The organism is Azospirillum lipoferum 4B, from assembly GCF_000283655.1.
GTDB lineage: Bacteria > Pseudomonadota > Alphaproteobacteria > Azospirillales > Azospirillaceae > Azospirillum > Azospirillum lipoferum_C.
The window spans coordinates 1,775,971-1,796,338 of the sequence record NC_016622.1 but is presented as its reverse complement, the minus strand read 5'-3'; the positions used below and the strand labels follow the sequence as shown (position 1 = coordinate 1,796,338).

The following is a 20,368-nucleotide window of genomic DNA, read 5'->3' as shown; positions in this document are numbered from 1 at the left end:
CGAATCGGGTGCGGCCGTCCGCCCCGGACGCGATCGGCCGTGGGGATGACCCTGATTCGGCAAGATGATGTCCCGCGTGGTAACACGTTCTTTACCAGGCTGATGCAGTGTGTCCCAAGGGGATGACTTTTGGCGGCAGTTAGGGCACTACAGTCGGCATCACTTCCCGGATTACGGCGCAGCCCCCGCGCCGGGTGGGCGTAACGGCCGGTCAGACACCGGCAACGGATTATTGCGGAGACGTCTAGATGAAGATCCTCGTCGTCGATGATTACGCCACCATGCGGCGCATCGTTCGGAACCTGTTGACCCAGATCGGCTACACCGACATCGACGAGGCCGGCGACGGTGTGTCGGCGCTGGCGAAGCTGCGTGAGAGCAAGTTCGGCCTCATCATTTCCGACTGGAACATGGAGCCGATGACCGGCCTCCAGCTGCTGAAGGAAATCCGCGCGGATGCGAAGCTGGCGGCGACGCCCTTCATCATGGTCACCGCCGAAAGCAAGACCGAGAACGTGATCGCCGCCAAGCAGGCCGGCGTGAACAACTACATCGTCAAGCCTTTCAACGCCGACACGCTGAAGCAGAAGATCCAGGCCGTCATCGGCGGCTGATCCCGCGAGGGCAAATCCCGCAAGGGGCGATCGGAGCTTATCGTGACCGGTCCGGGTGGGCGGCGGCACATGCCGCCCGGCGCCCGGTCCTTGGGGCGGCTGGCGAATCCAGTTTGGGGAGTGGACCGGTTTGGAGCAGCTTCCGCAGCTGTCCGATGAGGAGTTCGAGCAGATCGAGGACGCCATCGCCCGATCGGCGAAGGGCAGGGCGTTTCTGCGGCGGCTTCACCGGCGGTCCCTCGGGGCCGCGACGGAAGAGGTGCGCGCCATGCTCCAGGAGTTCCGCGACTCCTGGAACCGGCAGAACGAAGCGGTGGAGGCCGGCAAGCATGTCGGCGTCCTGCGCCGCGAGCTGATGGAAATGGCGGCGTCGATCGAACAGGCGCGGCGGGAGGTTGCGGCACTGCGGCCGCCCGACGGGTCGGGCGACAAGATCCTCTCCGCCACGAACGAACTCGATGCCATCGTCATCTCGACCGAACGCGCGTCCTTCGAAATCCTGAATGCGGCCGAACGGCTGATGGATCTGGCGGGAAAGCTGCGCGCGAGCGGGGCCGATCCCGCCATGTGCGGCGAGATCGACACGCAGGTGAACGACATCTTCACCGCCTGTTCCTTCCAGGACCTGACCGGCCAGCGCACCAGCAAGGTGGTCAACGCGCTCCGCTACATCGAGCAGCGCGTCATGGCCATGATCAGCATCTGGGGCGAGGATGGGCTGGCCGGCATCGTCGTCAAGGAGGAGCAGACCGACAGCCGGCCGGATGCGCATCTGCTGAACGGTCCGCAGCTGGACGGTCACGGCGTCAGCCAGGCCGATGTCGACAGCATGTTCGACAGCCCGGCCGCCGTTCCGGCGCCCGCCCCCGCGCCACCTCCGCCCCCGCCGCCCGCCCCGGTGAAGGCGAGCCAGGCCGACATCGACAGCATGTTCGACGCCCCCGCGCCCGCCGCTCCGATACAGTCGAGCCAGGCGGACATCGACAGCATGTTCGACGCCCCGGCGCCCGCCGCCGCACCGGTACAGGCGAGTCAGGCCGACATCGACAGCATGTTCGACAGCCCGGCCCCGGCACCCGCCCCGGCGAAGAAGCCGGTGCCGAAGCCGCCCGGCGCGGCGCCGAAGGCCAAGGCCGCTCCCAAGCCGGCCGCACCGCCCCCGCCGCCCGCAGCGGCGGAGCCACCGGTGCCGCTCGATCAGGCGGCCATCGACGCTCTCTTCGGATAGGGCGGGGAAGCTGTGCCGGCCCGTCCGGCAGGGCTCTTCCTCTAGGTTTCCCCCGATTGACCCGCCCTGCAGGCCGATGGCCCCATGTGGCGCGGTCGACGGCTCCAGAACGCAGACCCGGTACGCAACCAGACATTCCACCATCCCACACATATTCACCACCCAGGCCATAGGCGGCCGTTTCCGAGAGGCGGGACCGAGGATGAAGCAGATGACCAAGCCCTTCATGGCCGAGCTTCAGAAAGCCCGCAAGTCCGGGCACCCGTTCCAGGCATTGATCGAAGACGGCGCCGCCGCCGCGGCGCTTCCGGTGCCGACCCAGGTGGTGCAGGCCGACAACACCGAGGTGCTGCGGGCCGTCAGCGAACTGGGCGCCAAGCTCGACCGCTTCCTCGCCATGGATGCGGCGCAGATCGACCAGATCCAGGTCGAGATCGCCGACATCTCCGGCCGCATCAAGGCGACCAAGGTGGAGATGGCCGCCATCCGCCACCCGCTGGCCGGCGATGACAAGTTCGAGCAGGCCAGCCAGGAACTGAGCGCCGTCGTCGCCGCGACGGAGGCCGCGACCAACACCATCATGGCCTGCGCCGAAGAGCTGGAAGAGGTGGTGTCGGAGCTGAAGTCGTCCTTGCCGGAGGGCTATCACAACGACCGCGTCAACGACATGGTCGACGTCATCGTCCGCATCTACGAGGCCTGCAACTTCCAGGATCTGACCGGCCAGCGCATCACCAAGGTCGTCCGCGCCATGTCCTTCATCGAGGAGCGTGTCGACGCCATGATGGGCCTGTGGAACAAGCGCGAGTTCGAGGCGATGCCGCTGCCGCCGTCCGTCACCAAGAAGGACGACAATCTCGACCTGCACGGCCCGGCCGAAGCCACCCCCGACAGCGGCAACATCAGCCAGGCCGACATCGACGCGCTGTTCGGGTAGGGGGAGAAAAAGCCCTTCTCCCCTGGCGGGGCGGGATCGGCCAAATGCCAAGGGCGTTTTGCCGACCCGCGGGTTGGGATGAGGGGGATCCCGGCCGCAAGGCTGGTGGCGATCCAGATTTGCGCCCCCTCCCCCCAACCCCTCTCCCGCGAGGGGAGACGGGCTCGACCAAATCTGCGCTCCTCAAATCCGATTGCCCGGCCCACCCCCGCGTTACCGCTTGCGGCGCCCTCACCCCGGCGTGCTATACAGGGGCAACTTCGAAAGCGCCCAAGACGACGATGCTTCCTCGCCCGTACCGCCTGCCGCTGACGGCCATCCTCCTGTCCGCCGCCCTGACCGCCTGCTCCTCCACCAAGGAGGACGCGTATGTCGAACGTCCGGCCGACCAGCTTCTGTCGGAAGCCGACGCGGCGATGCGCGAGGAGGCCTTCAAGAAGGCCGCAAAGCTCTACGACGAGGTGGAGCGGCAGCATCCCTATTCCGAGTCGGCCAGCAAGGCGCAGCTTCTTGCCGCCTACGCCCACTATCAGGATTTGAAGTACGACGACGCCATCCTGGCGCTCGACCGCTTCATCCAGCTTCATCCGGGCAGCCCGGATGTCGACTACGCCTATTACATGCGGGCGCTGTGCTATTACGAGCAGATCACCGATGTGCGCCGCGACCAGCGGATGACCCGGCAGGCGCTCGACGCCCTGTCGGAGGTGGTGCGCCGTTTCCCCGACAGCAAATATGCCCGCGACGCGAAGCTGAAGATCGACCTGACCAACGACCACCTTGCCGGCAAGGAAATGGAGGTCGGTCGCTTCTACCTGCGTCAGCATCAGTATACCGCCGCGATCAACCGCTTCCGCGTCGTCGTTGAAAATTACCAGACCACGTCCCATGTGGCGGAGGCGCTGCACCGGCTGGTGGAGTGCTATCTGGCGCTGGGCGTGACCGACGAGGCGAAGGCCGCCGCGGCCGTGCTCGGCCACAACTTCCCCGGCAGCGAATGGTACACGGACAGCTACGCACTGCTGGTGGACGCCAATCTGCGTCCCGAGCGAAACGAGAAGTCGTGGATCAGCAAAGCCTGGAACTCCCTGTTCTAGGACGCTCCATGCTCGTGTCGCTGACGATCCGGGACGTCGTCCTGATCGAGCGGCTGAGCCTGTCCTTCCGCAAGGGCCTGTGCGCCCTGACCGGCGAGACCGGAGCCGGCAAGTCGATCCTGCTCGACGCGCTGGGGCTTGCCCTCGGCGCGCGGGCCGATTCCGGTCTGGTCCGCCATGGCGCCGATCAGGCCTCCGTCACCGCGGAATTCGAGCTGTCGGGCGACCACCCCGCCTTCGCCATCCTGAAGGAACAGGGGCTGGACGCCGATTCAGGTGACGGCTCGCTGGTGATCCGCCGCACCGTCAACACCGACGGCCGCAGCCGTGCCTGGGTCAACGACCAGCCGGTCGGCGTCGGCCTGCTGAAGTCGCTCGGCGCCGAACTGGTCGAGGTCCATGGGCAATTCGACACCCATGGCCTGTTGAACCCGCAGACCCACCGTAGCGTGCTGGATGCTTATGCCGGCCTGTCGGCGCAGGCGGCGCAGGTCGCCGCTGCCTACCGCGCCTGGAGGCAGGTCGAGGACGCGCGCCATTCCGCCGCCGCCGACATCGCCCGTGCCCGCTCCGAAGAGGAATATCTCCGCCACGCGGTGGCCGAGCTGGACGCGCTCGCCCCCAAGGCCGGCGAGGAGGCGGAGCTGTCGGAGACCCGCGCGGTGCTGATGCACCGGGAAAAGCTGGTCGACGGCATGAACGCCGCCTATGCGGAGCTTTCGGGCGACCGCGGTGTCGAACGGGCGCTGTCCTCCGCCATCCGCACGCTGAGCCGCATCGCCGACCGGGCCGGCGGCACGCTGGACCCGGTGATCGCCGCGCTCGACCGCGCCGCGACCGAGGCGGGGGAGGCCATCGCCGCCCTGCAGGCCGTCTCCAGCGGCGTCGACATGGATCCGCGGGCGCTGGAAAAGCTGGAGGAGCGGCTGTTCGCGCTGCGCGCCGCCGCCCGCAAGCATGGCGTCGATGTGGACGCGCTGGCCGCTTTGCGCGAGGAGATGGCAGGCCGCCTGCTGCTGATCGAGGATCAGGGCGACCTGCTGGCCAAGCTGGCGAAGGAGGCGGAGCAGGCCCGCACCACCTTCCACAAGGCCGCCGAGGCGCTGAGCGCCGCCCGCCGCGAGGCCGCCGGCCGGCTTGACGTGGCGGTGGCCGGCGAGTTGGCGCCGCTGAAGATGGAAAAGGCCAAGTTCCGCACGCTGGTCGAGCCGCTTGACGAGCCGGAATGGAACGCGTCCGGCATCGACCGCGTCGCCTTCCAGGTCGCGACCAACCCCGGCTCCCCTCCGGGTGCGCTGAACAAGATCGCGTCGGGCGGCGAACTTGCGCGCTTCATGCTGGCGCTGAAGGTGGTGCTGGCTCAGACCTCCACCGTCGGCACGCTGGTGTTCGACGAGGTTGACACCGGCATCGGCGGCGCCGTCGCCGCGGCGGTGGGCGAACGGCTGGAAACGCTGGGCCATGGCCTGCAGGTTCTGGTCGTCACCCACAGCCCGCAGGTCGCGGCGCGCGGCGCCGTCCACCTGAAGGTTCAGAAGTCGCAGAAGGGCGAGCAGGTCACCACCGGCGTCGCCGAACTGGACGGCGACGAGCGGCGCGAGGAGATCGCCCGCATGCTGTCCGGCGCCACCGTCACGGCGGAAGCCCGCGCAGCGGCCGACAGCCTGATCGCCGGCCGCGGCTGAGCGGTCAGCCTCCCGCCAGCGCCTTTGCATGGCGGCGGAACGGCCGCGCCAACGACTCCACCGCCCGCACGTCGCGCCGGTCGCGGTGGACCGGCAGAGGGACCTCCTGGCGAAAGGCGGCCGGTGGATCGATCATGTGGAGCAGCCCATCGAGCCTGAAACGCCCTTTCCAGAATTGGCGAGGTGACGGTCTCGGGGGCCCGTCCTATTCTCGCACCGCCGCAAACCGCGCGAAAAGCGCCACGCTGACCGCCACGGTGGCGTTCAGCGACTCCACCGCGCCGGTCGTCGGCACCGACAGCCGCGTCGCCGGACAGTCGGCCGGCACGCCCTGGCCTTCCTCGCCCAGGATCAGCCGCATGTCCGCCGGCCAGTCGAAGCGGGTCAAATCCTCTCCCCCGCCGTCCAGCGCATAGAGCGGCCCCGCCGCCTCGTTCACCGCCGCCCAGCGCGGGCCGCGCAGCAGGGTCAGCGCGAACTGCGCGTTGGACCCCGCCCGCAGGCATTTGGGGTGGAAGGGATGCGCCGCCCCCTCCAGAAGCACGATCCGTGACACGCCGAAGGATGCTGCGCTGCGCAGCAACGCGCCCAGATTGCTGGGATCGCCCAGCGCGCACAGCAGTTCAAGCCCTTGCGGCGGCTGCGACAGATCGATGGCCGGCATCTTCGGCACCGCGCCGACCAGCAGCGGGAAGCCGGTGCCGGACACGTCGAGCGTCCTGAACAGGGCAGGCGCGAGCTGCACCGGCTCCACTCCGGGAGGCAGGCGCCAGGACGATATCTGCGCCGGGTCGGTGAACAGGATGCGCTCGAACCGGTCGGGATGCTGGCGCAGCGCCTCCGGCACGGTTTTCAGCCCGGCCAGCAGGAACTTGCCGTTCTTCTTCAGCCCGCGGCTTTCCAGCGCCGATTCCCACAGCTTGAACTGCGGGTTCTGCGGGCTTTCGATCAGCAGGGGCGGGCGGGTCATGGCAACGGGCTTTCCGGCAGGGAGATGCCTTCTGCCTAGCACAGCCGTGCCGATGGAGTCAGGTCTTCAGGTTCCGGCCCAGGAGCAGCAGCGGTCCGCGCTGGCAGGCGTCGGTGAAGCCGGCGCGCCGGTAGAACTCGACATTGCGGGCGAAGACGGCGGTGACCAGATGCACGCCGGGCAGGCCGTCGCCCCGGCAATCCTCGGCGAAGCGGTCGACCAGCCGGCGGCCAAGCCCGTGCTCCCGCCAGCCCGGCCGGACATTCACATGGAAATGCGCGGGATAGGCGGCAAAATGGTCGGCGAAGACCTCATATTTCGGAATGCGGCGGGCAAGCTCCGGCGTGCCCGCGCTGTCCTTGCAGCCGGTGAGATAGCCCACCACCAGCCCGTCGCCCGCCACCGCCATCCAGATGTCGCGCGGTGCGTCGGCCACGTACCAGCCGGTCCAAGTGGCGAGGAAGGCGGCGCGATCCGCGTCCGATGCGAACTCCGTCCGGGTGGTGGAGGCGAAGAAGATCTCCTCCAGCGCCGCCAGCGCCGCCTCCCGGTCCGGCAGGTCGGTCAGCCGTTCCAGCCGGATGCCCCCTCCAGCCGTCATCGCTTCCGCCGTCCTCACTTCCGCTGGGCGGTCTCGACCGACAGGTTGCGCGGCGCCAGCATGGTGTAGCGGCCGCGCGCCTTCATCACGCCGGCCCCTTCCTCCGCCTGCGGACCGTGGCCCCAGAACAGGTCGCCGCGCACCGGGCCCTTGATGGCGCCGCCGGTGTCCTGCGCCACAACCAGCCGCTTGATCGCGCCGCCCGGCACCGGGGCGTCGCGCACCTCCAGCCACAGCGGCACGCCCAGCGGGATATGCTCGGCATCCACGGCAAGGCTGCGGCCGGGCGTCAGCTCCATGTTGCGGGCGCCGCGGGCACCGACCTCTGGCTTCACCTTGAAGAAGACGTAGGAGGGGTTGAGGTTCATCACCCGCTGGGCCTCGGCCGGATGGTCCTTCAGCCAGCGGCGGATCAGCTGCAGCGACATCTGTTCCGGCGTGGCGTCGCCGCGGTCGATGATATGGCGGCCGATGGGATAATAGCTGTGACCGTTCTGGCCGCCGTAATGGATGCCCACCACCGACCCGTCGGCCATGATAGCTCGGCCGGAGCCCTGGATTTCCAGGAAGAAGGCGTCGACCGGGTCATCCACCCACATCAGCTCCAGCCCCTTGCCCTTCAGCGCGCCGGCTTCGATCCGCGCACGGGTGGGCAGGCCGCGCTTGCCGCGCGGCGGCATTCGGTAGAGCGGGACGTTGTAGCGCTCGGTGCGCGTCCAGCTGCCGCGCAGTTCGATCTCGTAATAGCCGGTGAACAGGCCATCCTCGCCGTTGGCGACGTCGCGCGGGGCGAAAAAGGCCTCGAAGAAGCGGCGCGCCGCCTCGCTGTCGCCGGGGGGCAGGTCGCGGGCGGCGGCGCAGATGGCGCGCCAGTCGTCGGTGGTGCCGGCGGCGCGCAATGGCCCCAGCGGCTTGCCGGGCGGCTGGTTCCTCACCCAGCCGCAGGTGCGCTGCAGGGCGGGGACCGCCTGGGCATGGTCGTCGTCGATCCAGCCGGCAAGATGGCGGAAGTCGGGGGCCACCTGATCCAGCGTCGGGCGCTGTGCCGTCGGGCGCTGGCCCTCGACCATCTGAGTGGTGCCGGCACAGGCCGCCAGCGTCGCCAGAAGGCCCGCGACCAGCGACAGCCTTCCGGCCCGCTTCAACACGCGCACACACGCCACCCCAGCCGCAGCCGCCATCGCGCAACTCCGCCGCAAAGATCCATCATTTCCGTCGAAGACCCGGCCGCCCGCCGGCCGCAGGGGCCGCACCGGTCACGCGAAGGTCACATCACCCGAACGTTTGTGCCGGTGGTTACCCCGAGTCGTCAATATCCAACCTGCACTTTCGGATAGGTCGCGGCCGCTTGTCACGGGGGAGGGTGCCGAGCGGCCTTCCCGAGTCGCGGTCTGGGCAGCCGCGCGGCGGGGACGCGTGACAGCGCGCGGCAAACGCGGTATCGACAGCCCATACGCGAAGGACCGCCCGAACCCCGGATCATCGACCCGGACCATGCCGGCCCCGGTCCTGTTCGCCGCCATGAGACACCCCAAGGGACCAGACGCCATGACACCCGCCGCCCGCCTCCAGGCGGTCATCGATCTGCTGACCGAGATCGACGAGACCCCTCGCCCCGCCGACGCGGTGATGAGCGCCTATTTCCGCAACCGCCGCTACATCGGGTCGAAGGACCGCACTGCCGTCGCCCAGATGGCCTACGCGATCCTGCGGCGCCACGCGCGGCTCGGCTGGTGGATCGAGTGGGCGGGCTACGAGCGTCCCACCCCGCGCGCCCGCGTGCTGGCCTATCTGCTGCTGGAAGAGAACCGCAACGCCGGCGTGGTGCTGGAGATGTTCAGCGGCGGCAAATTCGCCCCCGCCCGCCTGACCGACGACGAGCTGGCGATGGTCGGCAAGCTGGAAAGCCACACGATGGACCATCCCGACATGCCGGAGACGGTGCGGGTGGAGTGTCCGGAATGGGCGGAAGCGCCGATGCGCGCCTCGCTGGGCGACCGCTTCGGGGTTGAGATGGAGAAGCTGCTGGAGGCGGCGCCGCTCGACCTGCGCATCAACCCGCTGAAGGCGAACCAGCAGAGCGCCATCAAGGCGCTGGCCAAGGCGCAGATCACGGCGGAGACCACGCGCTGGTCGCCGCTCGGCCTGCGGGTGAAGGGCCGGCCACCGCTGGGCAGCGTCGACGCCTTCAAGGACGGTCTGGTCGAGATCCAGGACGAGGGTTCGCAGCTGGTTGCGCTGGCGGTCGCGCCGAAGCCCGGCCATCAGGTGGTCGATTTCTGCGCCGGGGCCGGCGGCAAGACGCTGGCCATCGCCGCGCTGATGAAGAACAAGGGGCGTGTCGTCGCCTGCGACGTGCTGGACAAGCGCCTGAAGCGCGCCGCCGAGCGCTTCCGCCGCGCCGGCCTGCACAACATCGAAGCCCATCCGCTGACCAGCGAGCGCGACCCCTGGGTGAAGCGCCACAAGCGCAAGTTCGACCGCGTGCTGGTGGATGCGCCCTGCTCCGGCACCGGCACCTGGCGCCGCAACCCGGATGCCCGCTGGCGCCAGCTCGGCCCGGGGCTGGAACAGCTGCTGCCGCTTCAGGCCAACATCCTGGACAGCGCCGCGCGTCTGGTGAAGCCGGGCGGGCGTCTGATCTATGCCACCTGCTCCATGCTGCATGACGAGAACGAAGCGCAGGTCGAGGCCTTCCTGCAGACCCACCACGACTTCATCGTGAAGTCCGTCGCCGAGGTGTGGGCGGAGGAGGAGGCCGGCGCCCCGCCGGTCGAGGGTCCGTATCTGCGCCTGACGCCGGCCAAGCACGATACCGACGGCTTCTTCGCCGCCGTGCTGGAACGCCGCGCGGAGGAGAGCGTGTCGGAGGAGAACGTGTCCGACGTCGGTCTGGAGCAGGGCGAGGTCGATCCGGTCGAGCTGGGCAAGGCGATCGATGCGTGAGTGAGTGGGGGCGTCGGCTTCGATTGCCCCCACCCTAACCCTCCCCCGCTCTCGGCCGGCCGAAGGCCGGTCCGATCACGGGAGAGGGGACTGCCGCCGCATTGCAAGTCCACCCTCTCCCGCAAAGCGGGGGAGGGAGGGACCCGCGAAGCGGGAGGGAGGGGGCATCGCGAGGAACCCTCCCACCCTTGACAGCCGGGGTGGCGCGCTCCTTATCGGTGGGGTAGGCTTTCCGCCGCTGAATTCGTCCGGGCATATCCGCCCCACCTCCCAAGAGGACCAGATGAAGTTCTCCTTCGCCAAGCCGTCCCTGCCTGCCTCCGGCGTGCTCGCCGTGACCGTCGCCGCCGACCGCGGTCTTGGCCCGCTCGGGCGCGAGCTCGATCAGAAGACCGGCGGGGCGCTGGCCCGCGCCATGGCCGCCGGCCGCTTCACCGGCAAGAAGGACGAGACGCTGACGCTCCTCGCCCCGGCCGGGACCGAGCTGGACCGCATCCTGCTGGTCGGCATCGGCAAGGGTGCCGACCTCACCGACCTGATCCTCCAGGCCGCCGGCGGCGCCATTGCCGTCGCCCTGGACAAGGCCACCGAAGAGGCGGCGCTGCTGGTCGAGCTGCCGGAAGGCGCCACGCAGTCGCCCGCCGCCGCGGCGGCCGAGATCGCCTTCGGCGCGCAGCTGCGCTCTTACAAGTTCGACAAGTACCGGACCAACGACCGCAAGGCCGACAAGAAGGAGCCGAAGCCCAGCCTGCGCAAGCTGACGCTGCTGGTCGAGGAAGAGGGTGCCGCCAAGGCCGCCTTCAAGAAGCTGGACACGCTGGCCGACGCCATCCGCTTCACCCGCGATCTGGTGTCGGAGCCGGCCAACGTCATCTATCCGGAATCCCTCGCCGAGAAGACGAAGGAACTGGAGCAGTTCGGCGTCGAGGTCGAGATCCTCGACCAGAAGAAGCTGAAGAAGATCGGCATGGGCGCCCTGCTGGGCGTCGCCCAGGGCAGCGCCTTCGAGCCGCGCGTGGTCGTCATGCGCTGGAACGGCAACCCGGATGCCGACGACAAGCGCCCGGTCGCCTTCATCGGCAAGGGCGTGACCTTCGACAGCGGCGGCATCTCCATCAAGGGTGCGGCCGGCATGGAAGACATGAAGTGGGACATGGGCGGCTCCGCCACCGTGATCGGCACCATGTATGCGCTCGCCGCCCGCAAGGCGAAGGTCAACGCCATCGGCATCGTCGGTCTGGTGGAGAACATGCCGTCGGGCACGGCGCAGCGTCCGGGCGACATCGTCACCTCGCTGTCGGGCCAGACCATCGAGGTCATCAACACCGACGCCGAAGGCCGTCTGGTGCTGGCCGACTGCCTGTGGTACGCGCAGGACGTCTACAAGCCCAAGCTGATGATCGACCTCGCCACCCTGACCGGCGCCGTCATCGTGGCGCTGGGCCATGAGCATGCCGGCCTGTTCGCCAACGACGACGACCTCGCCATGAACCTGACGGCCGCCGGCCTGAAGGTGGGCCAGCCGGTGTGGCGCATGCCGCTGGGCGACGCCTATGACAAGGAGATCGAATCGCCGGCCGCCGACATGAAGAACACCGGGTCGGGCGGCGGCGCCGGCAGCATCGTCGGCGCGCAGTTCCTGAAGCGCTTCGTCAACGACGTGCCGTGGGCGCACATCGACATCGCCGGTGTCGCCTGGGCGAAGAAGGACGGCGCGACCGTGCCGAAGGGCGCCTCCGCCTTCGGCGTGCGCCTGCTCGACCGCTTCGTGGCGGATTTCCACGAAGGCTGACAGGCGTGCGTGAAGGAGCCATGACCGAAGTCCGCTTCTACCACCTGCAACGGCGCACGATGGAGCAGGCGCTGCCCAAGATCCTGGAGAAGGTTCTTGAGCGGAGCTGGCGCGCCGTCGTGCTCGCCGGTTCGCCGGAGCGGGTGGACATGCTGAACCAGCATCTGTGGACCTACGATCCCGGCTCCTTCTTGCCGCACGGGGCGGCGCGCGACGGCTTCGCCGAAAAGCAGCCGGTGTGGCTGACCGATGCCGACGAGAACCCCAACGGCGCCACCGTGCTGGTCACGGTGGACGGCTGCGTCAGCGACCGGATGGACAGCTACGACCTCGTCTGCGACCTGTTCGACGGCAACGACGACGAGGCGGTGCTTGCCGCCCGTCAGCGCTGGAAGGCCTGCAAGGCCGCCGGCCACGCCCTGACCTATTGGCAGCAGACCGAGCGCGGCGGCTGGGAGAAGCGTGCCTGACCGGGGTGGCGCCGCAGACAACCATTCCTGATCATTTCATTTGCATTTGATCCGTTCGGAGGCAAATCTATTTGCCCGTATGGATGGTCAAAGGTGCAAGCTCCCCAATGAACAGGAGCCAGTTCGACCCGGCGCTCGCCCAGCAGGTCAGGGACGCCAGCATCCTGATCGTGGACGACAACCAGTCCAACGTCGATCTTCTGCGCGAAATCCTCGGTCACGACGGCTACACCCGCGTTCTCGGCGAGACCGATCCGCGCAAGGTGCCGGACCTCTGCGCGGCCGAGGCGTTCGACCTGCTGCTGATCGACATCCGCATGCCGCACATGAGCGGCTTCGAACTGATGGAGCGGCTGAAGCCGGTCTTCGGCGACGATTACGTGCCGGTGCTGGTGCTGACCGCCCAGACCGACCAGGAAACCCGGCGCAAGTCGCTGGAACTTGGCGCCAACGACTTCCTGACCAAGCCCTTCATCGCCTGGGAACTGCTGCACCGCGTCCGCAACATGGTGGAGATCCGCAAGCTCTACCGCCGTGCCGCGGAGCAGAACCGCGAGCTGGAACGCCGGGTGTCGGAACGCACGGCCGAGCTGTCGGACGCGCTGGAGGCGGCGCGCAAGGCCGACCGCGCCAAGCTGGATTTCCTGGCGGTGGTCAGCCACGAGCTGCGCACGCCGCTGAACTCCATCATCGGCTTCGCCGACGTGCTGGCGGGGGAGGGGATGGGCAAGCTGGGCCATCCCGACTATCTGGAATATGTGAAGCTGATCGAGGACAGCGGCCGGTCGCTGCTGACCATGGTCAACAACATCCTGGACTACACGCGCGGCTCGACCGGCTCGATCGAGATCCAGGAGAGCGACGTCGACGTCCCCCAGCTGCTGGCCGGCTGCGCCGACCTGCTGGCGCCGAAGGCGGCCGCCAAGCGGCTGGCGGTGACGGTCCATCCCTGTCCGGCCTTCCGCATGCGCCTCGACCGCCGCCGGCTGCGCGAGATGGTGCTAAACCTGCTGGACAATGCGGTGAAGTTCACCCAGCCCGGCGGCCATGTCGCGCTGGCGGTGGAGGACCGCGGCGATTTCGTCGGCGTGACCGTGCGCGACGACGGTCCCGGCATCCCGGCGGAGCTGATGGGCCGCATCTTCAACCCCTTCACCCAGGCCGAACGCTCGCTGGTCCGCCAGCATGAGGGGGTGGGGCTGGGCCTGCCCATCGTCCGGCGCTTCGCCGAGCTGCATGGCGGCGGCGTCGAGGTGGACAGCGCACCGGGGCGGGGGACGGCGGTGACGATCCTGCTGCCGAAGGAGCGGTTGCTGGGGGGGTGAAGGTTTGGCAGCGGATTTGCCCCCTCCCTAACCCTCCACCTCTTCGAGGGAGAGGGGACTGCCGCCGCTTCGTAAACTCACCCTCTCCTGCCGAAGGCGTGGGAGGGAGGGGGCATCCGCTCCCGCATTCCCTCAATGAAACACGAACATCTCCGGCGCCGCGCCGATGCGTGCGACCAGCCCGCCGCCGGGCGGGACCGGGCGCCACTGGTCGCGCTGGGAATCGACCGGCTCCGACACCACGATCAGGCCGTTGTCGCCGCGCCGCCAGTACAGGCTGGGCGGCTTGTCGTCCGACGCCCAGCGCACCGCCCACACCCGCTCGCCATCGGTCCAGGTCGCGGTGAAGCGCAGGGGAGAGGCGATGTCCAGCGCCCGCATCTCGTCGCGGATGGCGTGCAGGACGCGCTGGAAGGCGCCGACCGAATCCCGCTCCAACCCCTGGCCGAGAGCGGCGAGGAAGATCGCCTCGCTGTCGGTGGTGCCGGTGCGGGCGCCATACAGCTCGTCCGGGATCATCGCCTCCACCTTGCGGCGCAGGCGGGGCCAGTCGCCGACCTGCCCATTGTGCATGAACAGGAAGCGCCCGGCCTTGAAGGGGTGGCAGTTGGCCCGGCTCACCGCGGTGCCGGTGGCGGCCCGGACATGGGCGAAGAACAGGTGGGAGCGGACATGGCTGCAGATCGACTGCAGGTTCTCGTCCGACCAGGCCGGGCGGATCTCGCAATAGCGGCCGGGTTCGGTCCGCTCGCTGTACCAGCCGACGCCGAAACCGTCACCGTTGGTCTCGGTCTTCGCCTCCGCAGCGTGCATCGACTGTTCGATCAGGGAATGGCAGGGCGTGCAGACCAGCGTTTCCAGGAACACAGGTTCGCCGCAATAGGCAAGGAACCGACACATCGACCGACGCACCATGGCAGCCGCGACAGGAACTGCGTCAATTTGACCCGATGCGGAGTGTGAAACAAGGGGGCGGAGTCACGAATTCGTCATCGGTCCGGGCAGGTGTTGCATTTCCGCCGGTTCCGCGCGGGCATGCCCCGCTTTTGTCACCAGACGACCCTGGGCAGGGCGGCGACGCGCAGCGGGCCGACGAACAGGGCGCGGTCCTGCACGGTGACGGGGGCGGTGACCACCGGCTCGCCGTTCGGGCCGGTCGGGCGGGCCAGCATGGTCAGGACGGTGCGGGCGATGGCGGCCTCGTTCGGGCGCATCATCGGCTTCACCGCGTCCAGAATGGCGGGGGCGCCGCGGATCTCGGCTGTCAAGGCCGCCTGCGGCTGCAACTGCGCGTCCAGCGCCAGCGTGCCCGACAGCACCGCTCCCAGCGGCCCCCAGTCCAGCGCCAGCCGGTCCACCTCGACCGTGCCGCCGTCGCGGCTCCAGGCCGACAGGCTGGCCGGTTCGGGGCGGGGCGGGGTGCCCATGACGCGCAGGGTCAGCTCCGTCCGCTTCACCTCGCGGCCCAGCGTGGGCAGCAAGCCGTCGGGCAGGGTCAGGCCGTCGGCGGACAGGGTCAGCGTCAGGCCGGCGGTGGTGCGCTCGGCCGGCGGCTGGTCCGGCTGGGCGGCGGCGACATCCAATGCTGCGACCGGCACCGTCTGTCCGGCGACCTGCGCGGTCAGGCCGGTGAAGCGCAGGGCCAGCCGCTCCAGCGTGCCCGACATCCGCATGGTCACGTCGCCGCTGCCGCCCTGCGGGGCCAGGATGTCGATTGGCGGTTGGCCGGGCTGCACCACCGACAGGCGCTGTTCGCCGGGAAAGGTCAGGGCGATCCGGGTGGGGTTCCAGGGAGCCGCCTCCGCCACCATCCGCGTGCCCTGCCATTCGGCGCCGCGGGTGGCGAGATGCGGCGTCTCCAGTTCCGCCCGCAGGGCGAAGGGGAAACCGCCGACGGTCAGGCCGCCATGCTCCACCACGGTCCCGTTGTCGCGCTGCGCGGCGATCCAGTCCTCCAGCCCGCCGCGCACGGCGCGGGCCGCCTGCCACCACCACAGGGTATAGACGACGGCCGGCAGCAACAGGACCATCAGCATCAGGATCATGGCGATCCTGCGCCCGGTCAGCAGGCGGCGCGGCGCGGAGGTGGTGGCGTTGGGTCGCATCGGTGGCATGTCCGTTCCATCTCCGTACCCTTATAGCGACCCCGGAAGGCGCATGCTAGGTTTGGGCATCGCCGATTCGCCTCTGGACAGTCTCCATACCCGATGGCTCCCGATTCGCAGCTTCCGCGTCCCGCCTGGTCCGCCGACATCGCGGTCGAACCCGGCAGCGACCTCTGGGTGTTCGGCTATGGCTCCCTGATGTGGAACCCGGAATTTCCCTTCGTCGAGCGGCATGCCGCGACGCTGCCGGGCTATCACCGCAGTTTCTGCGTCGCCTCCCACCGTTATCGAGGCACGCCGGAGCGGCCGGGGCTGGTTCTCGGGCTCGACCGCGGCGGCTCTTGCCGAGGCATGGTATTCCGGGTGGCGGCGGCCGACGTGCCGGCCACGCTCGATTGTCTGTGGGACCGGGAGATGATCAACCGCGTCTATCGGCCGAAGCTGCTGCAGGTGCGGTTGCGCGACGGCCGGTCGGTCGAGGGGCTGGAGGCGGTGCGCGCCTGTTGTTTCGTCGTCGACCGCGATCATCCGCAATATTGCCGCGGCCTGGACGAGGCTGCGGTCGTCTGTCGGATCGGCGGCTGCTGCGGTGAGCGCGGTCCCAACATCGACTATCTCGCGAATACGGTCCGGCATCTGGATGATCTGGGGATCCGGGACGACAGGCTTGCCCGGCTTCTGACCCTTGCGTTGGAGCAGATTCGTACTGCTGACGGATAAGAAAATATTGCCTGTATATTCAAAAGTCGCGTCCAGACGTCTTCGCCCTTGGATTCTGTCAAAAATTGGGGTTTCAAGCATCTTCATCGTGGGCGTCGAGGGCGTTTATGATGATTGGGAAACGCACGACCTTTGACGAGAGTCTCAGATGACATTGAGAATTACTATAAACAGGAAGTTGATCAGCCTGCCGATTGTTATGCTGCTGGTCTTCGTCGCGGGGAGTGCGCTTCTGCTGCAGTCGATGCGGACCTCCCAGGAGGTGGCCAACCAGGACAAGGTCCGCGCCGTGGTGGAAGTGGCAATGGGCGTCGTCCGCTATTTCGAGGATCGCTCGGCCAAGGGGGAAATGTCCGTCGAGGACGCCCAGACGAAGGCGCGCGATGTCATCCGCTCCATGCGGTATGGCAGCCGATCCGACTATTTCTTCATCACCAGCCCGGACAACAAGCTGCTGGTTCACGGGGTTCAACCGCAGTTGGAGGGGCGCGACTTCGGTGGGGTCCGCGATGTGAACGGCGTACCCTATGCCCGGATGCTGGGCGAGGCGGCACGCGCCGGCGGCGGACATGTCTATTTTTCCTGGCAGAGGAACGCGGATGAAGCGCCGCTCCTGAAGGTTGCCTATGCGGCGATGTCGCCCGGATGGAAGTGGGTGGTAGGGTCCGGCGTCTTCGTCGACCACATCGAGGCCGATTTCCGCGCCCATGCGCTCGAAGCCGCTCTGATCGCGGCGTTGCTGGGCGGCATTGCGGCGCTCATGGCGCTGCTGATCGCCCGCTCCATCACCAAGCCCCTGACGCGGCTGACCCAGGTCATGCGCCGCCTTGCCGACGGCGACGTCGACGTAACAGTGACCGATTCCGGCCGTCGTGACGAGATCGGCGAGATGGCAGCGGCGATGAGCGTGTTCAAGGATCGCGCCGCAGAGAACCATAGCCTGCGCCTCCAGCAGGAGGAGATCAGGGTGAAGGCGCAGGCGGACCGCGCGGCTCTGCTCGCCTCGCTGGCGGATTCCTTCGAGCGCTCGATCGGCGAGGTGGTGCGGCTGGTGACGGCCTCGGCCGGAACCATGCGGGTGACGGCGAGAACCCTGACCGACAGCGCCGGCATCGCCACCGACCGCAGCAGCGCCGCGTTCCAGGCCGCCGATTCGGCGAAGGCGAGCATCGGTTCCGTCGCCGCAGCCGCCGAGGAATTGACCAGCTCGATCAGCGAGATCGGGAAGCAGGCCGGCGTGTCGAGCGAGATTGCCCATCGCGCGGTCGACGAAGCGACCAAGACCAACCAGATCATGGACGGCCTCGTGCGTGCCGCCAACGAGGTGGGTGAAGTCGTCAGCCTGATCAACTCCATCGCCGGCCAGACCAATCTCCTCGCCCTGAACGCAACCATCGAGGCCGCCCGCGCGGGAGAGCATGGCAAGGGATTCGCGGTGGTCGCCAGCGAGGTCAAGGGGCTGGCCGGCCAGACCGCCCGAGCCACCGAGGACATCCAGCGGAAGATTTCGGAGATTCAGCAGGCGACCGACGCGGCGGTCGTGGCGATCCGCGACATCGGCGGCATCATCGGGCAGATGACCGGCATCGCCAGCACCATCGCCGCCGCGGTCGAGGAGCAGGGGGCGGCGACCTCGGAGATTTCGCGCAATGTCCACAATGCGGCGGAGGGCGCCCAGATGGTGTCGCTGAACGTGGCCGGTGCCAACGACGCTTCCGTCGATGCCGGCGGCAAGGCCGAGGCGATGCTCGGCGAAGCCGACCGGCTGGTGGGGGTCGCGGAGAAGCTGCGCGGCGAGGTCGAAGGCTTCGTCGCCAACATCCGGGCCGCCTGAGCCTCCAACGAACGGGCAGTGAGCCGGCTGCCGCTGGCTCCTGGCCGTTTCGGCGTTATAGTCGTGGGCATGATGACGATCTCGCGACTCCGGGCCATGGCCCTGGCGGCGCTGGTCCTGGGCGTCGTCGCCCCAGCCGGTGCCGCGCCGCTTCACCACGACATAGAGCTGACGCTCGATCCCGCCGCCGGCAGGATGGAGGCGGTGGACAGCCTGACCCTGCCGGGCGGGACACGGACGCTGCGGCTCGACCCTGCGCTGACCCTGCACGAGGTGCGGATCGGCGACCGCCCTGTTGACGTCGATCGTCGGGGCGATCGGCTACGGCTGAATCTGCCGGAAGGGGGCGGGGCGGTGACCATCCGCTATGGCGGCCGTCTGCCGGGTTTCACCGCCGGGATCGGGGTGGCGTCGGACCGGGAGGGCGCCTTCCTGCCGGGGCAGGGCGGCTGGCTTCCTGACGCCGGAGCCGAGCCGGCCGCCGATGCGGACGGGCCGCCCAGCTGGCGGCTGTCGGTGCGGGTGCCGGCGCCCTATGTCGCCGTCGCCACCGGGCGGTTGGTGGAGGAGGGGCGCGATGCCGCCGGCTACCGCGCCGTGTTCGAGGAAAGCCGCAGCGTCGAGGAGCCGTCCGTCTTCGCCGGCCCCTGGACGGTCGAGGAACGGATGGCCGGAGCCCTGCGCCTGCGTCTCTACCGCCATCCCGAACAGACCGGGCTGGCCGACGGCTATCTCGCCCTGTCGGAGCAGGCGATTGCCGCCGGGGCCGCCCGCATCGGCGCCTATCCCTTCGACGGCTTCAGCATCGTTTCGGTTCCGCCACCGGTGGGGTTGGGCTTTCCAGGGCTGACCGCCATCGGCCGCTCGGTCCTGCCGCTGCCCTTCATCCGCAGCCAGTCGCTGACCCACGAGATCATGCACAACTGGTGGGGCAACGGCGTGCGCGTGGGGAGCGGCGGCAACTGGGCGGAGGGGCTGACCACCTATATGGCCGATTACGCCGCCGCGCGCGACCGCGGTGCCGACGCGGCGCGGGCGATGCGGCTGGACTGGTTGCGCGACTATGCCGCCCTGCCGGCCGAGCGCGACCGCCCGTTGACGGAGTTCCTGTCGAAGACGCATGACGCCGCGCAGATCGTCGGCTACGGCAAGGCGGCGATGCTGTTCCATATGCTGGAGGCGGAGATTGGCCGAGAGGCCTTCGACGCCGGCATCCGGCGGTTCTGGAGCGACCACGCCTTCCGCGATGCCGGCTGGCGCGACCTGCGCCGCGCCTTCGAGACGGCGTCCGGCCGCGACCTGGGCGGGCTGTTCGCCCAATGGCTGGAGCGTCGCGGCGCGCCGCTGCTGACTCTGGCGGATGCCCGCGCCGATGGTGACGGCGTGCTGCTGACCCTGCGGCAGGAGGCCGACAAGCCCTATGCCCTGACCGTGCCGGTGCGGCTGGAGACGGCGGCGGGGGTGGAGGAGCGCAGTGTCCGTTTCGACGTGAAGGAGGCGACGCTGCGCGTGCCGGCCGGTGCGGCGGTGCGGGCGGTGTCCGTCGATCCCGATTTCGACCTGTTCCGCCGTTTGGCTCCGGGCGAGGCGCCGCCGATCCTGCGCGACGTCACCCTGCGCCCCGCTGCCGAGCGGGTGATCGCCGCCGATGGCGACGCGGCGGAGGCGGCGCGGGCGCTGGCCGGCCGGCTGATGGACGGCGCCGGTCGGGAGAGCGGCGGCTCGGGCGCGCCGGTGCTGCTGGTCGGGACCGACGCGGCGGTTGTGCGGGAACTGGAGAGGCGCGGATTGGCGCCGGTGCCGGCGGAATTGGCCGGGCGTGGCAGCGCGCGGGTGTGGGTGTCGCGCGCGGCGGACGGGCGGACGGCGCTGGTGGTGTCGGGCGCCGATGCCGCGGCGTTGCAGGCGCTGGTCCGGCCGCTGCCGCATTACGGACGGCAGAGCTGGTTGGTGTTCGAGGGAGCGAAGGCGGCCGACCGCGGGGTGTGGGCGGTCGGCGACAGCCCGCTGCGGCGGGTGGTGGGGAGGTGAGGCGTCGGCTTCG

At 69.1% G+C, this 20,368-nt stretch carries 18 protein-coding genes; 12 read left to right on the top strand and 6 right to left on the bottom strand.

Annotated features, from left to right (window positions below; genetic code table 11):
* The first annotated feature begins 248 nt into the window (after positions 1-248).
* The 5 genes from AZOLI_RS08350 (at position 249) to recN (ending at position 5,561) form a co-directional block, all read left to right on the top strand.
* Positions 249-614, top strand: coding sequence for a chemotaxis response regulator CheY (locus AZOLI_RS08350; protein WP_012974572.1), 366 nt, complete (start codon positions 249-251; stop codon positions 612-614).
* A 130-nt stretch (positions 615-744) separates the two neighbouring features.
* Positions 745-1,842, top strand: coding sequence for a protein phosphatase CheZ (locus tag AZOLI_RS08345; protein WP_014248170.1), 1,098 nt, complete (start codon positions 745-747; stop codon positions 1,840-1,842).
* Positions 1,843-2,053: 211 nt separating this feature from the next.
* Positions 2,054-2,779, top strand: a complete 726-nt coding sequence (locus tag AZOLI_RS08340) for a protein phosphatase CheZ (RefSeq protein WP_162488026.1) — start codon at positions 2,054-2,056, stop codon at positions 2,777-2,779.
* 281 nt (positions 2,780-3,060) lie between these two features.
* Entirely contained in the window at positions 3,061-3,876 is an 816-nt protein-coding gene (locus AZOLI_RS08335; protein ID WP_014248167.1) for an outer membrane protein assembly factor BamD, read from the top strand.
* 8 nt (positions 3,877-3,884) lie between these two features.
* Positions 3,885-5,561 carry a DNA repair protein RecN gene (gene recN / locus AZOLI_RS08330; RefSeq protein WP_014248166.1) on the top strand — a complete coding sequence of 559 codons (1,677 nt, stop codon included), beginning with the start codon at positions 3,885-3,887 and terminating at the stop codon, positions 5,559-5,561.
* Positions 5,562-5,565: 4 nt separating this feature from the next.
* On the opposite strand, the gene AZOLI_RS33600 is transcribed toward recN, so the two are convergent.
* The 4 genes from AZOLI_RS33600 to mltA all read right to left on the bottom strand — a co-directional run bounded on the left by AZOLI_RS33600 (position 5,566) and on the right by mltA (position 8,313).
* Positions 5,566-5,697, bottom strand: coding sequence for a hypothetical protein (locus AZOLI_RS33600; protein WP_014248165.1), 132 nt, complete (start codon positions 5,695-5,697; stop codon positions 5,566-5,568).
* A 69-nt stretch (positions 5,698-5,766) separates the two neighbouring features.
* Positions 5,767-6,531 (bottom strand): TrmH family RNA methyltransferase, encoded by a 765-nt coding sequence (locus AZOLI_RS08325; RefSeq protein WP_014248164.1) that lies wholly within the window; start codon positions 6,529-6,531, stop codon positions 5,767-5,769.
* Between the two features lie 58 nt (positions 6,532-6,589).
* Positions 6,590-7,132 carry a GNAT family N-acetyltransferase gene (locus AZOLI_RS08320; RefSeq protein ID WP_162488025.1) on the bottom strand — a complete coding sequence of 181 codons (543 nt, stop codon included), beginning with the start codon at positions 7,130-7,132 and terminating at the stop codon, positions 6,590-6,592.
* Positions 7,133-7,146: 14 nt separating this feature from the next.
* A complete protein-coding gene (mltA, locus tag AZOLI_RS08315) occupies positions 7,147-8,313 on the bottom strand; it encodes a murein transglycosylase A (protein ID WP_014248162.1) in 1,167 nt (388 codons plus the stop codon).
* Between the two features lie 367 nt (positions 8,314-8,680).
* On the opposite strand from mltA, the gene AZOLI_RS08310 reads away from it, so the two are divergent.
* The 4 genes from AZOLI_RS08310 (at position 8,681) to AZOLI_RS08295 (ending at position 13,665) form a co-directional block, all read left to right on the top strand.
* Positions 8,681-10,078 (top strand): RsmB/NOP family class I SAM-dependent RNA methyltransferase, encoded by a 1,398-nt coding sequence (locus tag AZOLI_RS08310; RefSeq protein WP_014248161.1) that lies wholly within the window; start codon positions 8,681-8,683, stop codon positions 10,076-10,078.
* Between the two features lie 283 nt (positions 10,079-10,361).
* On the top strand, positions 10,362-11,870 hold the full coding sequence (locus AZOLI_RS08305; protein WP_014248159.1) for a leucyl aminopeptidase: 1,509 nt from the start codon (positions 10,362-10,364) through the stop codon (positions 11,868-11,870).
* A 20-nt stretch (positions 11,871-11,890) separates the two neighbouring features.
* Complete coding sequence (locus tag AZOLI_RS08300; protein ID WP_014248158.1) at positions 11,891-12,340, top strand: DNA polymerase III subunit chi; 450 nt, start codon at positions 11,891-11,893, stop codon at positions 12,338-12,340.
* 107 nt (positions 12,341-12,447) lie between these two features.
* On the top strand, positions 12,448-13,665 hold the full coding sequence (locus tag AZOLI_RS08295) for an ATP-binding response regulator (RefSeq protein WP_014248157.1): 1,218 nt from the start codon (positions 12,448-12,450) through the stop codon (positions 13,663-13,665).
* A gap of 132 nt (positions 13,666-13,797) precedes the next feature.
* Here AZOLI_RS08295 and AZOLI_RS08290 read toward each other — a convergent pair whose 3' ends face one another.
* Both AZOLI_RS08290 and AZOLI_RS08285 read right to left on the bottom strand, forming a co-directional pair.
* On the bottom strand, positions 13,798-14,565 hold the full coding sequence (locus AZOLI_RS08290) for a class II glutamine amidotransferase (protein WP_044549873.1): 768 nt from the start codon (positions 14,563-14,565) through the stop codon (positions 13,798-13,800).
* A gap of 149 nt (positions 14,566-14,714) precedes the next feature.
* On the bottom strand, positions 14,715-15,779 hold the full coding sequence (locus AZOLI_RS08285) for a DUF2125 domain-containing protein (RefSeq protein ID WP_162488024.1): 1,065 nt from the start codon (positions 15,777-15,779) through the stop codon (positions 14,715-14,717).
* Positions 15,780-15,872: 93 nt separating this feature from the next.
* Here AZOLI_RS08285 and AZOLI_RS08280 point away from each other — a divergent pair, with 93 nt between their 5' ends.
* The 3 genes from AZOLI_RS08280 to AZOLI_RS33595 all read left to right on the top strand — a co-directional run bounded on the left by AZOLI_RS08280 (position 15,873) and on the right by AZOLI_RS33595 (position 20,355).
* Positions 15,873-16,490 (top strand): gamma-glutamylcyclotransferase, encoded by a 618-nt coding sequence (locus AZOLI_RS08280; protein ID WP_014248154.1) that lies wholly within the window; start codon positions 15,873-15,875, stop codon positions 16,488-16,490.
* Between the two features lie 178 nt (positions 16,491-16,668).
* Positions 16,669-18,324, top strand: a complete 1,656-nt coding sequence (locus AZOLI_RS08275) for a methyl-accepting chemotaxis protein (RefSeq protein ID WP_162488023.1) — start codon at positions 16,669-16,671, stop codon at positions 18,322-18,324.
* Between the two features lie 69 nt (positions 18,325-18,393).
* Entirely contained in the window at positions 18,394-20,355 is a 1,962-nt protein-coding gene (locus AZOLI_RS33595; protein WP_044550667.1) for a M1 family metallopeptidase, read from the top strand.
* Positions 20,356-20,368: the final 13 nt, after the last annotated feature.

Bases quoted from the DNA above. Each gene is read 5' to 3' on its own strand.
- AZOLI_RS08320 (WP_162488025.1), bottom strand. From the start codon at position 7,132: ATGACGGCTGGAGGGGGCATCCGGCTGGAACGGCTGACCGACCTGCCG.
- AZOLI_RS08310 (WP_014248161.1), top strand. From the start codon at position 8,681: ATGACACCCGCCGCCCGCCTCCAGGCGGTCATCGATCTGCTGACCGAG.
- AZOLI_RS33595 (WP_044550667.1), top strand. From the start codon at position 18,394: ATGATGACGATCTCGCGACTCCGGGCCATGGCCCTGGCGGCGCTGGTC.
- AZOLI_RS08300 (WP_014248158.1), top strand. From the start codon at position 11,891: ATGACCGAAGTCCGCTTCTACCACCTGCAACGGCGCACGATGGAGCAG.
- AZOLI_RS08305 (WP_014248159.1), top strand. From the start codon at position 10,362: ATGAAGTTCTCCTTCGCCAAGCCGTCCCTGCCTGCCTCCGGCGTGCTC.
- AZOLI_RS08295 (WP_014248157.1), top strand. From the start codon at position 12,448: ATGAACAGGAGCCAGTTCGACCCGGCGCTCGCCCAGCAGGTCAGGGAC.
- recN (WP_014248166.1), top strand. From the start codon at position 3,885: ATGCTCGTGTCGCTGACGATCCGGGACGTCGTCCTGATCGAGCGGCTG.
- AZOLI_RS08280 (WP_014248154.1), top strand. From the start codon at position 15,873: ATGGCTCCCGATTCGCAGCTTCCGCGTCCCGCCTGGTCCGCCGACATC.
- AZOLI_RS08325 (WP_014248164.1), bottom strand. From the start codon at position 6,531: ATGACCCGCCCGCCCCTGCTGATCGAAAGCCCGCAGAACCCGCAGTTC.
- AZOLI_RS08290 (WP_044549873.1), bottom strand. From the start codon at position 14,565: ATGTGTCGGTTCCTTGCCTATTGCGGCGAACCTGTGTTCCTGGAAACG.
- AZOLI_RS08285 (WP_162488024.1), bottom strand. From the start codon at position 15,779: ATGCCACCGATGCGACCCAACGCCACCACCTCCGCGCCGCGCCGCCTG.
- AZOLI_RS08350 (WP_012974572.1), top strand. From the start codon at position 249: ATGAAGATCCTCGTCGTCGATGATTACGCCACCATGCGGCGCATCGTT.
- mltA (WP_014248162.1), bottom strand. From the start codon at position 8,313: ATGGCGGCTGCGGCTGGGGTGGCGTGTGTGCGCGTGTTGAAGCGGGCC.
- AZOLI_RS08335 (WP_014248167.1), top strand. From the start codon at position 3,061: ATGCTTCCTCGCCCGTACCGCCTGCCGCTGACGGCCATCCTCCTGTCC.
- AZOLI_RS33600 (WP_014248165.1), bottom strand. From the start codon at position 5,697: ATGATCGATCCACCGGCCGCCTTTCGCCAGGAGGTCCCTCTGCCGGTC.
- AZOLI_RS08340 (WP_162488026.1), top strand. From the start codon at position 2,054: ATGACCAAGCCCTTCATGGCCGAGCTTCAGAAAGCCCGCAAGTCCGGG.